The 1,314-nt window shown below is 39.8% G+C and carries 2 protein-coding genes and 1 pseudogene; all 3 read left to right on the forward strand.

The annotated features are described in order from the left end of the window. Positions 1-483 (forward strand): hypothetical protein (locus JCM16496_RS23155; RefSeq protein ID WP_209441656.1); only part of this gene is annotated, 483 nt, incomplete at its 5' end. 5 nt (positions 484-488) lie between these two features. Continuing rightward, on the forward strand, positions 489-932 hold the full coding sequence (locus JCM16496_RS21085) for a hypothetical protein (RefSeq protein ID WP_025836434.1): 444 nt from the start codon (positions 489-491) through the stop codon (positions 930-932). A gap of 119 nt (positions 933-1,051) precedes the next feature. Further along, positions 1,052-1,314, forward strand: a pseudogene (locus JCM16496_RS21090) (RHS repeat domain-containing protein); the annotation flags it as partial.

Here is a 1,314-nt window from a genome sequence, read left to right on the forward strand (position 1 = left end):
GGCAAGCTTCAGAACTTGTTCTTGGGTAAGGACAGTCCTCTGTCTGAAGATTCCAAGTCTTCCTTGTTCAACTCCTTGAACAGCCGTTCCATGGATGCCATTGCCAGGCCGATAGGTGAAGCTGTGGTTGGCTTGGGAGCAGGGGAATTGGGCGGTGCTCTGTTGGGAAAGGCTGTCGGCTGGGCTGCAGGAAAAGTGACGAATAAAATAAATCCAGTCCTTAAGCCTTTAGGTCTTGGAAACACTGGTAGGATTACTCCGAAAAATTTGACTGAACAGTTGACTATGCAAGAAGCTTTAACAAATCCTGCCACAGGACAAATAATAGAAAGAATGGGACCAATAAATGATTTACGTTGGCTGGGTTGGAGAAAAATGCAATATGTACATACAAAGCTGGATGGAAGTAAAACAGTGATACACTATGTAGGAAAGTGGGAAAATGGAATTTTAAAGGCGGTTGATGATTTCAAATTTAAATAGATTTTATGAAAGTACGTTGTATTAACAATACGGGAAAAAGTATAAGGCAGTATGAAAATGAAATTTTGAAAAAAGAAGAGTTAGGCCGTTTTGGAGCTACTGAATATACAAAATATGGATTGGATATTGGTAAGGAATTTTGGGTAATGGGAATGTTGTTGGGGGAAGGCACTTTAGACTATTTGATAGATGATGGAGGATTTGTCTCAGCATACCCTTTTCCACTTTTTGAAGTTGTAGATAATAAAGTTCCTTCTATGTGGTATTTTAAAACTTTTCAGACAACAGATGAGGCTTATCCTTATAGGGAAGCAGTTTGGGGGTATTATGAACTTGTTTTTGATGATATGCATTATGCTCAGTTAGTTGATGGGGAAACGTTTGCATATCAGATTTATTTTAAACGTAAGATTGAATTGGAGAAGGAATTCTCTCTAATGGTCAGATAGCATTCCAGTTTCCGTTGTAGCGAATGGAATACATCCGCTACAACGGAATGTTCTAATTTAGTAAATATGATTCCTTACCCCACATTATTGGTGATATCATTACCAATTATTGCGGGAATGTGGTCTATGAAAACGGAGTCCGGAAGCTGCTTCTTACCGAAGAGGGTTATGTTACTTTGAGCGACAGCAAGTATCACTACTACTTGAAAGACCATCAAGGTAACAATCGTGTCGTGATTAACCAGAGCGGAAGTGTGGAGGAAACTAATCACTATTATCCTTTCGGCGGTGTCTTTGCAAGTACTACGAATGTCCAGCCTTACAAGTATAATGGTAAGGAGTATGACACGAAGAAAGGTCTGGGCTGGTATGATTACGGGGC

The organism is Bacteroides rodentium JCM 16496, assembly GCF_000614125.1.
Taxonomy (GTDB): Bacteria; Bacteroidota; Bacteroidia; order Bacteroidales; family Bacteroidaceae; genus Bacteroides; species Bacteroides rodentium.

Bases quoted from the DNA above. Each gene is read 5' to 3' on its own strand.
- JCM16496_RS21085 (WP_025836434.1), top strand. From the start codon at position 489: ATGAAAGTACGTTGTATTAACAATACGGGAAAAAGTATAAGGCAGTAT.